The sequence below is a fragment of the Paraburkholderia sp. IMGN_8 genome, from assembly GCF_038050405.1.
In the GTDB taxonomy this organism is placed as follows: Bacteria; Pseudomonadota; Gammaproteobacteria; order Burkholderiales; family Burkholderiaceae; genus Paraburkholderia.
The window spans coordinates 4299366-4312687 of the sequence record NZ_CP150901.1 but is presented as its reverse complement, the minus strand read 5'-3'; the positions used below and the strand labels follow the sequence as shown (position 1 = coordinate 4312687).

The following is a 13322-nucleotide window of genomic DNA, read 5'->3' as shown; positions in this document are numbered from 1 at the left end:
GTGAGCTACCAACTTTTTAGTTATCTCGACGCTGCCGGCAAACCCCGCGCAGGCATCGCGACCGAAAGCGGTCATTTTGACCTCGGTTGCCTCGACCTGAGCAATGTTAACTCGGTCGATTTCGACATTAACCAACTCGACGTCGATAGCGTGTTGGAGCAATGGCCTCAAGCTCACGAACAACTGAAGACGCTTGCGACAGCCGTTTCAGAAGACAGCTCAATTGGTGCGAATGCCAAGCTGGATGCAAACGCGCTGTCGTTTGCCGCCCCGTTGAACCGTCCCGGAATAATATACGCCGCTGGTGCCAACTACCGCGATCACGTCGAGGCGATGGGCCGAGCGTTCAACATGCAGCTTACGCTCGACCCCCGTGCGGACGGCATTCCTCCGTGGCACTTCATCAAAGCCGGTCGTGCAACGCTCGCTGGCCACAAGCAAAATGTGGTCTATCCCGATCATACGCAACGTCTTGACTGGGAAGCTGAGCTGGCCGTCATCATTGGCCGTCCTGCACAGAACGTAAGTGTGGACGATGCGCTCAGCTACGTTGCCGGATATACCGTCGCCAACGACCTTTCAGCGCGAGACAACCTGCGCCGTGACCAAGTTGATCCGTCTTCACCCTTCCGTTTCGACTGGATCGGTCACAAATGTTTCACCGGAGCTTGTCCGTTGGGCCCGTACTTCACCCCGGCCGAATTCGTCGCGTCTCCGGAAAATCTCGGCATCAAACTTTGGTTGAACGGTGAGCTCAAGCAGGATTCGAACACCCGCAACCATCTCTATTCGGTCGCGGATCAAATCGCCTATCTTAGCGGGCGGCTTACGCTATACCCCGGCGACATTATTCTTACTGGAACGCCAGCCGGCGTTGGCATGGAGACCGGAACGTTTCTTGAGCGCGGTGACGTGATGAAAGTCTGGATAGAGAGTCTGGGCCAACTGGAAACGACCATCGTCTAATTCCGTCTTCCCTAAAGCCGGTTTCACAATCTGTGGTCGGCCGCCACCGGAACGAAAATACGAAAGTCGTTCCGGTTTTATTCCGGCGTGGGCGCACGTATCAAGCGACCGAGCAAACGAATTCAGCTCTGGAAGGTCTGCAAAAACCCTGATGTTGACGTGTGGGTGGACTATCCTGGGAAAAGGATGATTAATCAGGAAGAGTCGCGATGACACGACTGGGTCTTGGTCCGGAACTGTCAACGAATCGCACGCGCAAGCGGGAATTTCTCGAAGGGATGAGACGCGTGGTGCCGTGAACGGGGCCGATTGCCCTGATCGAGCCGCACTACCCGAAGGGTAAGACAGGTCCACCACCATTCCCGATTGCCACCATGCTGCAGATCCAATTTATGCAGCGGTGGTTTGGGCTGTCGGACCCGGCGATGGAAGAAGCGCACTATGACATACCGCTCTGTGCTGAGACTTTGCAGGGCTCGGTGGTGGCATGACGCGTTTGCCGGACGAAAGTACTATTCTGCGGTTTCGTCACCTGCTTGAAGCACACGGTACGGCTGTCCAGATGTTTGCGTTGGTCAATGATATTCTGATCGACAAAGGATTGATGCTCAAGGCAGGATCAGTCGTCGGCACCACTCGGATTTCAGCACCCACTTCGGCGAAGAAGCAATTGCGCAAAGCATGAAGCACGAAGGCGTGGACGCCTTGCGCACTGGCAAATACTGGTCGCCCCGGCTGATCAGAACATGCCGCGATCTAGGCTAGGCATGTTTGCAGTGTGAACGCGGTACGCGCTGCAAATAGCCAACGCGCAGGAACTGGGTTTTGCAGACGTTCCCTAACAAAAACTTAGATTCATCGGTAACTTTCATGCAAAAAAAGAAAAGTAATCTCCGATGCAAAGTTTTCCGGGCTGCAGTGTTTTGCACATTGGCAATTGCTTCCACGGGTGCCACTGGTGATCAGTTCGGCGTCCAGTTTGCCGGCGGCGTCGCCGATCATGACGTTAAAAAAGAAGATCTCGGCCTAGTTTGGGATCCAGGTCTAATCTGGTGGGAAATCGGCGGATATCACTTCACGCTGGTCGGGGAGGCGCATGTTGCATACTGGGACATCCAGGAAGACCGCGCCGCGCATCCGAACATCTGGGAGTTCGGGCTAACACCTTTGTTCCGCTTCATCAAGAGTTCGGGTTGGGTTCGCCCGTATATCGAAGCGGGCGCGGGCGTGCGGATGCTTTCGCATGTGCGAGAGACGGGAGACCGAACATTTTCGTCGTCGTTCCAGTTCGCAGAAATCGTTGGTGTCGGTGCACAGTTCGGTTCACGCCAGCAATACCAGGCCGGGTTCAGGTTTCAACATCTGTCTAATGCCGGCCTAGAACATCCCAATCCCGGCATCAACTTCAGCGAAGTCTATCTGCAATACAATTTCTAACGACAAGGATCGCAACGGTAAATACTGCCTGGACGAACCGCGCCTGGGGACAATTGCGCAAAGCGTGAAGCACGAAGGCTTGGACGCCCTGAGCACAGGCAAAAGAGCGCCACCACGGCCGATCAAAACCTCCGCTCAAAGTTGCGGCATGTTTGCCTGTGTGAATGCGACACGCGCTGTAAACAGTCGACGCACAGGAGAAGTGGGTGTGTAGACCTTCCCTAGCACATTGGGCCACGGCAGCGGGATGACGTTCGTGAATATGTGTTGCGACTGACGCGAAGATGTTTCCCATTACTGCAACCTTAACATCGATACAACTATGTAAGATAAATCCATCACACGTTCCCATCGAGAAGGAAATAGCCATGCTGCGAGATTTGGTCTTAACCCATGGCGCGGCTGTTGTTTTTGCAAACGTCCTTCTCGAATCACTTGGCCTGCCAATACCCGCATTTCCTATTCTTGTAATTGCTGGGGCATGCTCCGTGGCGATGAACACACCGGTTTCGCCGCTGGTCGCGCTCTCGGTGTTGGGCGCGCTTATCGGCGATACTATCTGGTTCTGGTCCGGTCGGCGGTTTGGAAGGCAGTTGCTGCGCGGCGTCTGCCGACTTTCGTTGTCCCGCGACAGCTGCGTGAGTAACACGGCTCATTTCTTTGAACGCTGGGGAGCACGGATATTACTGGTGTCAAAGTTCATTCCGGGCATGTCTACTGTCGCGCTTTTAATGGCCGGGTCGAGCAATGTGAGGCCATTGACCTTCCTCGTACTCGACGCATGCGGCGCCGTAATCTGGACGGGCACGGGTGTATTACTGGGTACTCTTGGTGTCTCCGTTGTGGATCCTGTCGTGCGCGTACTGGACATGTGCGGTTCAAGCATTCTCGCAATCCTCGCGACCCTAAGTAGTCCGTCCTGAACAATTCGTTTTGCCGACCACCGGCGTTACGGCGATGGGACCGCAGCATTGCGGCGGTTAAGCATGGCAGCCAGAATAAAGACGCAAAGAAGCCGTAGCTTCCTCAGGATCATCCGGAGGTTGTGGCCAGCGCCGCACAGCACCGCGTGCATCGCGTCGCCCAGCGCACCTTTGAGCCAGTTCCGATCGAGTTTTCCGTCTGTCTTCATGTGACCGATGGCTGGCTCGATTGCGCTGCGCCGTCTGATCATCGCGCGTAGTCCGCGTGTGATACCCCGCCGCAGGCCCGGGTGGTAGATCTTCACGCCGTCGACGGCGACACCCTTGTATCCACGGTCGACGATGGCGACTTCCGGCGTGACGTCGCTCAGGATTGCCGCCTGCTCCAGCGCTTCAGCCAGCGTATGACCGTCATACGGATTGCCCGGCATCGAGCGCATGCCAACTACCAGTCCTTCCCTGTGAGTCGTCGTGATCGACACCTTCACGCCGAATTCGTATGGCTTGCGCGCCTTGCCTTTGGCCAGACACTCGACTTCCGGCGCATGCAGCGCGTACAGCTTGTTCTTGTCCTTCGGCTTCTGCGCCAGGATGCGCTTCGTGCGGCCAATCAGCTCCATCAATGCAGCACGGCCGGGGTCTGCCACCTGGGCGACCTGTCGCTCCACATCGCGCATCACCCGTCCAACGCGTGAACGCAGCGTGCGCAGTGCTTTCCTCATGCGCTTGTACTGCTTCGCGTGAGCGTAGCGGCCAATCTGCAGCCCCAGACGCGGCGCCTCGCGGTTGTAGTTCTGCCGCAGCTTCAGGCCATGCCGCGCGGCCGCCTTCACCAGATGTTCGCGACACCGCTCGAGCAGGCGTGAATCGGTTGGATGGGAGATCGCCTTTTCCATCACCGTGGTGTCGACGATCACCCGCTTCACGCTCGCGGCCTTGATCACACCGGCACGTTTGGCCGCCTCGATCGTCTCGGCCAGCAGCTCTTCAACGCCGGCTTCGCCCAGTCGTTTGCGCCAGCGCGTCAGGCTCGACGGGTCGATCGGCGGTTCGGTCTGCAAATAGGTCTCACCGGTGAACACCTGCCAGTACGGGTTCTCCACCCATTGCCAGACGACCTCTTCGTCGGACAGATCGAATGTGTGCTGCAAATACAGCAGCCCCGCAATCAGGCGCGGCGAGCTCGCCGGTCGACCTTTGCCCGACACGAAGCTCTCGCTCATTAACGCGCCCAGCCGCTCCCAGTTGATCAGCTCGGCCAACCGCACCAGCGGATGCTTCAGGTTGATCTGTTCGCGCAGCGGATGCCGGAAGAAATCTTGTTCCGGCATAGGTGTCTTCGGGCCCATCTGCACCTCGTCGAAAAATGCAGGATTCTCGCGTTAATGTGCCAGGTTCCTGCAAATCTCACAACACCATTTCGGCCTAAAAGCTCCGTCGCACGAGGCTCTCCGGGTTATTCAGGGCGGACTAAGTATTTATCTTGCGCTGAGGTGGTGGCGCCGACGAGCTCTTGTCAGCGCGTTGCGGATGACGCGAATTTCTCCCTCGGATTTGCATAGGCTTATGCCGGAGAATCCAGAGCTTCTCATCGTCGACGCAAGGAATAAGGCGATTCAAAGAATTGATCCGTTTCGACTCCCCGGCGCTCGTGTTCTTTCAATTGACAACCTGCGACGGAGCGTTGCTGAATGGCCACGGGACCAGCAGATAGTGATGTACTGTTCCTGCCCTAACGAAATATCTGCTGCATTGTTGGCTCGCCGTTTCGTGCGCCTAGGCTTTACCCACGTGAGACCCTTACATGGGGGAATCGATGCATGGAGAAAGGAAGGGTTTCCAGTCGAGCAGGCCAATATCTGATTGAATTGCGCCGCTGGTGCGGCCCGGTCTACTGGGAGTCTGAGTGCCAGCCAACGTTAGTATCTGGGATAGCCTTGGCTAACAAGATGGCCTTATCGCGACAGAACCAGCGAGACTCGTAAGCTCGTATCTCAGAATGCTGTGTGGATACCAATACGCGCAATCGCTTGCGTTGCGCTGCTTGAAGGGTTCGGTGCATAGATGCCATCATCGAACTTCACATTGGTGTGGCCGTGCTCGTTGCTGACGTAGGTCACCCCAGCGCCGATGATGCCGAAAAGGCTAACACTGCTTTGCGCGTGAGCCGCTGCAGCCAGCGTAAATAAGGCGGCGAGGCATAGCCCTTTCTTCATATTGCCAAGATTCAGATTGATATCCGCTAGCGATTCCGCAACGGCCGCCGCAGCGACGTATTCCGCTGAGACGCGAATGTACCGGTCGAACCGAGACGCCTATATGCCGATGATACAGACGATCACCATGAAGGTTACATCCTAGACCACGGTGAAAATACGAAGGTTATTGAATCACCAATCTGGTTAATAGTTAACTTCAATTCTGCTTTATCGTTCTTCTCAGTCGATCGTATTTTGTGACCCTGGAGATATCTGCGTTCCTGTTTCTGACGTAATATCCGAGTGTCGTCCGAACCATCGTTGGCGCCAGTCAATCGGCGCATTGCCTGCCGCGACGTTCTTGAGCGGTACGCAAGCGAAAGCGCAGCTGCCTGCGCATCGGCAATGGGTGTCAGTGGGCCGAGCCGGTCTCGGCTGGCTACCAGCGCAAACCCCGTTCCACGCTAACTCCAACGGCAACCCCCATCATGCACTCTCGGCTACGGATCATCCGGAATAACGACGGAAATGTGGTCGACAGTGCACTCTCGATGCACGCGAACCGTACACGAAAACTGACGCCTATGCCCACTATGGCGCCCTCAGTCATCTCACTTCGAAATATTGTCGAACACCAAGCACAAGCACTATCCCGGTCATTGCTGTCGGTACGGATATGCGATTGAGTTGAAAATGCCTGACGTCCAAATGATCGTCGTGTGACACCGATGAACAGTGCGCTTCCCCAAGCGTGACCGTTCCAAACCGCCGGCTTTACCGGCAACATTGAAAGGAGCATGCAATGTCAAAGGTCCTTGTGCTGTACTACTCCTCCTATGGACACGTGGAAGCGCTGGCGGATGCCATCGCCGACGGTGCGCGCGCTGCAGGCGCGACGGTCGACGTCAAGCGTGTGCCGGAAACGGTACCTCTGGAGGTGGCCAAAGGCGCCTACTTCAAGTTGGACCAGAAGGCGCCAGTCGCGACAGTCGCGGAACTCGCCGACTATGATGCAATCGTCGTCGGCACACCGACTCGCTTCGGGCGCATATCCTCGCAGATGGCCTCATTTCTGGATCAGGCCGGCAGCCTGTGGTTAAGCGGTGCGCTCAATGGCAAGATCGGAGGTGCCTTTACGTCGACGGCCAGCCAACACGGCGGGCAGGAGACGACGCTCTTCTCGATCATTACCAACCTGATGCACTTTGGCATGACCATTGTCGGTCTGCCGTACAGCCATCAAGGCCAAATGACGCTGGATGAGATCACGGGAGGAGCACCGTATGGCGCCACGACGGTCGCAGGTGGCCAAGGTCAACGTCAGCCAAGTGAAAACGAACTGGCCGGCGCCCGCCATCAAGGGGAACTGATCGCAAAGACTGCGAACAAGCTATTTGCCTAGATCCAATAGAAGGGCCGTGTGGAGTGCATCCATGCGCGCACCCCTTTCGGGAAGCGCGTATGCGCATGCTCGTTTTACTTCAAGCAACTTACTTCCACGGCCCACCCATAGTCTCTAGCTCGAGGTCCCTCAAGACTTCATCCCGTCGTCGCAAGTATGCGTTCGAGCGCCTCCTGCAATGTCATCACTGTGTAAATGTCGTTGCGCATCGCGAGATCCCTCGACTGTCGGGTAACCCCGACGGTTCCAGAATGCTTGGCAGCCAGGCTAGTGCGTTGGAAGATCGTCTGCGTGGGAGCTGTCATGCAACGCGATGTTGGAAAGCTAGAAGACACTTTGGCGGCACCCTATCTATTTTCCGCCGAGTACGACGCACATCTCTGGATTCTCGAGTACAACGGTAGGTCACTCGTTGTGCGCTGGGTTCAACCGGGGCGGTGTCATTATGGGGAGCAGACATGGCGGCGAACTGGAGCAAAGCGAGACGGTCATTGCGCGATTACTGGACGCCGTATTGTTAGGGGGGATGCCGTATATCAACCGTCCGGTAGGCTTGGTGCCTGCACAAATGCAGAAGTCATGATTCACGAGGATGCGATGACGGAGCTCGTACTTAAACGGCCACAAGCGTAAGGACTTCTTCTGGTTTTGCCGCAATAAGACACCGCAGGAACTGCCCGTGGTCAAAGCCGCGCGCGGCTCGCTTTTCAGCTATCCGCAAGACATCCACGAGGCTTCCTAATGAGTCTCGCCTGGCGGTCCCTCTCCCCTCGAGACGGACCGCCTTTTGTCAGAACAGGTACATTCCGGCCACAAAAATAACGCCCGAGAACAGAAGCGCCGTGACGCAGTAGCCCATGATGTCACGAACGCCTAGCCCTGCGATGGCAAGCGCCGGAAGCGCCCAGAACGGTTGCGCCATATTGGTCCAGGCCTCGCCGTAAGCAATCGCCATCGCGGATTTGCCGAGGTCCGCGCCAAGCGCTTGCGCAGCCGGCATAACAAATGGGCCCTGCACGACCCAATGGCCACCACCGGACGGCACGGCAAAGTTGATAAGTGCCGAGCTGAGGAACGCGAGCAGCGGGAACGTGTGGACGTTGGCAATATCGACAAACCACTTCGTGATTACGCCCGCCAGGCCCGAATGGTCCATCAGCGCCTGGATACCCGCATAAAACGGAAACTGAATCATGATGCCGGAAGCACCCTTCGCTGCCGCAGCTACCGCGCGCGCATACGCCATGGGCGTCTTGTGAAGAACAATGCCCGCTGCGAGAAACACCAGGTTGACGGTGTCGATATCAAGTGCGAACCCTTTGTTGATGAACCGGATGACCAGGAATACGGCGCAGAGCACTGCCACAAGGACGGCCAGTACACGGCTTTCTTCCATTCGCTCAGCGAACGTCGCGTCGGGAGAAAGCTTGCGCTCTACACTCGGCGGGTCCTGCAATAGGGCCGGGTCTACCGTGACCACGTCTTCGGGTTTCGGCATCATGAGCCTTGCCAGGATTGGCAAAAGGATAATGAGGCCGATGGTGATAAACGCGTTGTAGCCCGTAAAGATGGTGTGCGAAACCGGAATCAGACCGACTGTCTTCTCCATCGGATTGCCCTTGGTGGCGGCGACCAGCGGCACAGAGCCAGACAGGCCGCCATGCCAGGTCAGGAAACCCATGTAGGCACTCGCCACGAGCAGCCGATAGTCGGTTCCCTTGACGCGTCGCGCAACCTCTCGAGCAAGCATCGTCCCCAGAACGAGACCGAAACCCCAATTGATGGCGCAGGCAACGGCGCCGACAAACGCCACCAACATAACCCCTTGACCGGGTGTCCGGGCAGAGCTCGCTAGCGCGACAAGCACTCGCTTGACGGGTCCCGAGCTAGCCAGCGCATGTCCCGTTACAAGAATCATCGCCATCTGCATCGAAAATGCGAGCAGGTTCCAGAATCCGGAGCCCCATAGCATCACGAGGTCTGCAGGCGCTTTCGGCGTCAAACCAAGCGCGAGCGCGAAGGTGGCGCCAGTGAGCAAAATGGCAAAAATCAGGGGGTCAGGCAACACCCGATGCACCACCTGAGTGAAAAAAGCGGAGATACGCTGAATCAATTGTCTACTCCTCGTCACCTGTATAGATACGGCCAACTGTCGTTGTTATGGGCGGTAAGCGGCGCGCGCCGATTTTTGCACACAACGAAAAATCCTGTTCCGAAGAAGGTAATTGCTGATGCGGTCGTCGAAGCCCGCGTTGATAGTTACCGACACGATGTGAGTCCACACCCGTATTGCGGGCATCCGCGTTCCGTTTGCGTGACATCGCAGAAAGCGACTGAATGTCGTCGTTCCGGACCTCATAACGCTCGGAATGAACGTTGGCGCGAAAGGTGGTGCCTACGCTGGTTGCCATCGCCTTCGTGATGACCTAGGCAGCAGCGTGTAACTTGCGATGCAAATCGTGCAATTCGCCGTACTGGTTGGCCATCTCCTGGTCGTTTCATCGTCACCGTCTGGATTGACCCTTGCGCGGCGCCGGCACGCAAGCTCGACAGCTTCGTTGACGCGCCGGTGCAGACAGAAGTCATCCGCCGTGATGATCAGCCTGCGCTGCGGTTGCCGACTCGGCTGCGCGCGGCCACCGGGTGCGCTCTCCATCACGCCTGGTGGGCGCGCAGGAACCGGAAGAATTCGACACCTTCACGCAGGCGCCGTTTCATCATGTCCCAGCTCGTCAGCATCTCGCGCAGGATTTCCCAGATCTTCGATGGACGGAAATAGAAGCGCTTGTAGAAATTCTCGAGATGATGATAGATCTCGTCGCGCGACAGATGCGGATAACCGATCGCCGCGAGCTGCACGCCTTCCTTGCTGACGAGGTTGATCACCTTGTTCTCTTCGAGCCAGCCGTTTTCCACCGCCTGGTTGTAGAGCGTCGTGCCGGGATACGGCGCCGCGAGCGACACCTGGATCGTGTGCGGATTGATCTCTTTCGCGTACTCGATGGTCTTCTGGATCGTGTCCTGCGTTTCGCCCGGCAGACCGAGAATGAAGGTGCCGTGAATCTTGATGCCGAGCTTGCGGCAGTCTTCGCTGAAGCGGCGCGCGATATCCGTGCGCAAGCCCTTCTTGATGTTCAGCAGAATCTGGTCGTCGCCGGATTCGTAGCCGACCAGCAGGAGGCGCAGGCCGTTTTCCTTCATGATCTTCAGCGTGGAGTACGGCACGTTCGCCTTCGCGTTGCACGACCACGTCACGCCGAGTTTCCCCAGGCCCCGGGCGATTTCTTCGACGCGCGGCTTGAAGTCGGTGAAGGTGTCGTCGTCGAACATGATCTCCTTGACTTCAGGCATGTTGTCGCGAATCCACTTCACTTCTTCCAGCACGTTCTCGACCGAGCGCGTGCGGTAGCGGTGCCCGCCCACCGTTTGCGGCCACAGGCAGAACGTGCACTTGGAGCGGCAGCCGCGACCCGTGTAGATCGACACGTACGGGTGCTTCAGATAGCCGATGAAATAGTTGTTGATCGTCAGGTCGCGCTTGTACACCGGCGCGACGAACGGCAGCTCGTCCATGTTCTCGAGGATCGGGCGCGCTTCGTTGTGCTCGATCGAACCGTCGGCCGCGCGATAGCTGAGACCCTTGATCTGCGCGAACGGTTTGCCTTCGGCGATTTCCTGGCAGGTGAAGTCGAACTCTTCGCGGCAGACGAAATCGATTGCCTCGCTGGCGGTCAGCGAATTGTGCGGGTCGACCGCGACCTTCGCGCCGACCATGCCGACCAGCAGCGACGGCTTGCGCTTCTTGAGGTCTTCGGCAAACAGTGCGTCGGTGGGGAAAGACGGGGTGCTGGTGTGGATGACCACCAGATCATATTGCTGCGCAATCTCGAGCGTGGCTTCAACGGACAGTCCGTCGGCGGGGGCGTCGAGTACGCGGCTGTCGGGTACCAGCGCGGCGGGCTGCGCGAGCCACGTCGGATACCAGAACGACCGCACTTCACGCTTGGCCTGGTAGCGCGAACCCGCGCCACCGTCGAAGCCATCGTACGACGGCGCCTGCAAAAATAGTGTTTTCATGAATGCTTTGTCTATCACATTAAATCTAGTAATTGATTGTGCGAATGATGCACCATGGAATTGATTCTTGCTGGGTGGGTGTTCAAGTGCTTATCTGCCATCGGAGGCTTTCATGATCCCCGGGCGTGGCTGCGCAACGCGATTGTCCACGGGCACGCGCTCGCCACGCCACACCACATTCGAACCGAATGCAGCGGCGAACCATTGAACAGCCAGCAAGATGTCGCGCAGCGGCACAAGCGGAAGATCGCGCCAGAAAGAGCGCGAGTAGCGCGCGCTACGCACGTGCAGCATCACACGCGCAACGAGACCCACAGCCGTGGTGAGCGCCATCGCCGTACCCGCGAACGGATGCAAGGCGGCGCCCGAGTCCGCCTGGAAATGCAGCGTGAGCAGGGCGCCGGCGAGCAGCCACGGTGTCGTGAAGGTAAGAAAGAGGCTCGCGAAACCGGACCGGTTCACTGACCGGATGGTGCGCAACCAGCGCGTTTCGCGTTGCCACAGCGTCGCAAAGGTAGGTTCGATGACGTCGGTAGCCACCGTCACCTCCGAGAGAACCGTGCGAAGACCGAGAGCGCGGACATGTTCGGCAAGCCAATAGTCGTCCGCGAGGGAGTCCTTAATCGCAGCGAACCCGCCGATACGGGCGAGTGTCGCGCAACTAAGCGCCAACGTGGCGCCAAAACCAAAGCGGCGCGAGCCCCCGGCGTGCGCAACACGTACCGAGGGCGCGAACCATTCATTGATGAAAAGCGCGCCGACGCGCGGCCAGAAGCCGCCGACACCCTGCCCATGATAAAGGCAGGTGACAACCCCCACCGACGGATCAGCTAGCGGGGCTGAAACCGTCTCCAGGTAGTCCGGTTCGACAGCGATGTCGCTGTCGGCGATCACAATGATGTCATGCCGCGCCAGACCAGCCATGTTGATTAGATTGCTGACCTTGAGGTTGCTGCCGTGTACGCTTGCATTGACCGCCAACTCTATATCGACGTGCGGATAGGCCGCCTGCAAACGCCGAACGACGGCAATCGCCGGATCGTGTGGTGATGACACACCGAACAGCATTTGAAAGCACGGATGTGTCTGCTCACAAAACGTGGCGAGGTTTTCATACAGCCGAGGCTCTGTGCCGCGCAGCGGTTTTAGCACGCTGACGGCGGGAACCGGTCGAGATACGCCAATGGGCGCGTCGCCGCTTTGCTCTGAACCAAAGACAGGCGTGGCTAAAGCTGCAAAAGCACCATAAATCACGGCAAAACAACACACAGTCATCAGCGCCCATTGGCAAGCCCACGCCAAATGGGCCGTCATCGTGTACTGCTCCCGGCCGCCCGCCGTGCATCTGACGGCAAGCGACCCACGCAATTGTCACAAGAAACGAAAGTCCGCATGGTTTATAACTCTCCTTTGCATATCCTTTCCACTCCACGCTTTCCGTTTCAAGTCGCGTCTACAGGCGGTCTCATTCAACTACTGTGGTGTTTTAAACCAGGCAGACGGAATTGAATGCCTGAACACGGATGTGCCTCGCCCGTTCGTATGGGCGCCACTCTTTCTACCGCCGTATGCCTATTGAGCGCCCATGGAACTGGACTTGAACGTTGCCTCCCGTAGCGAAGCCAGCGGGCGGCAAGCTTACGAGTGCCGTAAATCTTAACAATTCCAGCATAGGTTTTAAATGCTTGAAATTGCACTTCATAATTTCATCAAACAAGCTTCGCCGCATTGCGTGTCTCCAGAACGATGATTGACGCTGCGGTACTTACAGGAACCAATGCCAACTATTAAGCTTCACTCCCGGCGCTTTCTCGCGCTCACTTGAGCGCCGCCGACGGTAGATTGCTCTTCTTTCTGCGAACCCGGACAATTGCAGAGAAAAGCGGGAAAGTGCGTTCACTAATTGGCCGACAATCGTTCGTGCGGAATCGCCGATATTTGCCGCGATCGCTTGTGCCTGATGCGTTTTCTGACTGTAAAGTCGATCTGTAGTCGGGAAGTATCGGAAATTTATCCTTATCCATCGCGCGCATCTCCATGCAGAAGAAATCTTGCGGGTGTCTGCTTGTCGCAGCGAATATTTTCGCCGCACTTCGCGTGAAAACGCGCGAAGCCTCGCTTCCTGTTCCAGGCTTGTCCTGATCGCGGCAGGCGCTGCAACCGGCTGCGCTCGGTGACAGACGTCGTGGCAAGCAACAAACCCGACGCAGAAATTGTGACGGTGCAGGCGGCCGGTACCCGTCTCGCCTGGGCACATGCGCACGGGAATGCCAGGACCGCTGCATCTGAATACTGCGAGCGCGCAGGCATGCGGGCCTC

The 13322-nt window shown here is 57.4% G+C and carries 9 protein-coding genes and 2 pseudogenes; 6 read left to right on the top strand and 5 right to left on the bottom strand.

Going from position 1 to position 13322, the window contains the following annotated elements; genetic code table 11:
- From WN982_RS40425 to WN982_RS40410, 4 genes and pseudogenes are all read left to right on the top strand, one after another.
- Positions 1 to 966 carry a fumarylacetoacetate hydrolase family protein gene (locus WN982_RS40425; protein WP_341317533.1) on the top strand — a complete coding sequence of 322 codons (966 nt, stop codon included), beginning with the start codon at positions 1 to 3 and terminating at the stop codon, positions 964 to 966.
- 209 nt (positions 967 to 1175) lie between these two features.
- Positions 1176 to 1630: pseudogene (locus tag WN982_RS40420) on the top strand (transposase); the annotation flags it as partial.
- Between the two features lie 206 nt (positions 1631 to 1836).
- Positions 1837 to 2403 carry an acyloxyacyl hydrolase gene (locus tag WN982_RS40415; protein WP_341317532.1) on the top strand — a complete coding sequence of 189 codons (567 nt, stop codon included), beginning with the start codon at positions 1837 to 1839 and terminating at the stop codon, positions 2401 to 2403.
- A 368-nt stretch (positions 2404 to 2771) separates the two neighbouring features.
- Entirely contained in the window at positions 2772 to 3326 is a 555-nt protein-coding gene (locus WN982_RS40410; protein ID WP_341317531.1) for a DedA family protein, read from the top strand.
- Positions 3327 to 3352: 26 nt separating this feature from the next.
- Here WN982_RS40410 and WN982_RS40405 read toward each other — a convergent pair whose 3' ends face one another.
- Both WN982_RS40405 and WN982_RS40400 read right to left on the bottom strand, forming a co-directional pair.
- Positions 3353 to 4675 (bottom strand): IS5 family transposase, encoded by a 1323-nt coding sequence (locus tag WN982_RS40405; protein ID WP_341312674.1) that lies wholly within the window; start codon positions 4673 to 4675, stop codon positions 3353 to 3355.
- A gap of 702 nt (positions 4676 to 5377) precedes the next feature.
- Positions 5378 to 5542, bottom strand: a pseudogene (locus WN982_RS40400) (porin); the annotation flags it as partial.
- Positions 5543 to 6326: 784 nt separating this feature from the next.
- Here WN982_RS40400 and wrbA point away from each other — a divergent pair.
- Together wrbA and WN982_RS40390 are read left to right on the top strand one after the other, a co-directional pair.
- On the top strand, positions 6327 to 6926 hold the full coding sequence (gene wrbA, locus WN982_RS40395; protein WP_341317530.1) for an NAD(P)H:quinone oxidoreductase: 600 nt from the start codon (positions 6327 to 6329) through the stop codon (positions 6924 to 6926).
- Between the two features lie 195 nt (positions 6927 to 7121).
- Complete coding sequence (locus tag WN982_RS40390) at positions 7122 to 7559, top strand: DUF3331 domain-containing protein (RefSeq protein WP_341317529.1); 438 nt, start codon at positions 7122 to 7124, stop codon at positions 7557 to 7559.
- Between the two features lie 157 nt (positions 7560 to 7716).
- Here the strand turns inward: WN982_RS40390 and WN982_RS40385 are convergent, their stop codons facing one another.
- The 3 genes from WN982_RS40385 to hpnI form a co-directional block, all read right to left on the bottom strand.
- Entirely contained in the window at positions 7717 to 9039 is a 1323-nt protein-coding gene (locus tag WN982_RS40385) for a TIGR00366 family protein (RefSeq protein WP_341317528.1), read from the bottom strand.
- Positions 9040 to 9581: 542 nt separating this feature from the next.
- Positions 9582 to 11003 carry a hopanoid biosynthesis associated radical SAM protein HpnJ gene (gene hpnJ, locus WN982_RS40380; protein ID WP_341317527.1) on the bottom strand — a complete coding sequence of 474 codons (1422 nt, stop codon included), beginning with the start codon at positions 11001 to 11003 and terminating at the stop codon, positions 9582 to 9584.
- A gap of 90 nt (positions 11004 to 11093) precedes the next feature.
- Positions 11094 to 12317, bottom strand: coding sequence for a bacteriohopanetetrol glucosamine biosynthesis glycosyltransferase HpnI (gene hpnI / locus WN982_RS40375; protein ID WP_341317526.1), 1224 nt, complete (start codon positions 12315 to 12317; stop codon positions 11094 to 11096).
- Positions 12318 to 13322 lie beyond the last annotated feature (1005 nt).

Bases quoted from the DNA above. Each gene is read 5' to 3' on its own strand.
- wrbA (WP_341317530.1), top strand. From the start codon at position 6,327: ATGTCAAAGGTCCTTGTGCTGTACTACTCCTCCTATGGACACGTGGAA.
- WN982_RS40390 (WP_341317529.1), top strand. From the start codon at position 7,122: ATGTCGTTGCGCATCGCGAGATCCCTCGACTGTCGGGTAACCCCGACG.
- hpnJ (WP_341317527.1), bottom strand. From the start codon at position 11,003: ATGAAAACACTATTTTTGCAGGCGCCGTCGTACGATGGCTTCGACGGT.
- WN982_RS40405 (WP_341312674.1), bottom strand. From the start codon at position 4,675: ATGGGCCCGAAGACACCTATGCCGGAACAAGATTTCTTCCGGCATCCG.
- WN982_RS40410 (WP_341317531.1), top strand. From the start codon at position 2,772: ATGCTGCGAGATTTGGTCTTAACCCATGGCGCGGCTGTTGTTTTTGCA.
- hpnI (WP_341317526.1), bottom strand. From the start codon at position 12,317: ATGACGGCCCATTTGGCGTGGGCTTGCCAATGGGCGCTGATGACTGTG.
- WN982_RS40415 (WP_341317532.1), top strand. From the start codon at position 1,837: ATGCAAAAAAAGAAAAGTAATCTCCGATGCAAAGTTTTCCGGGCTGCA.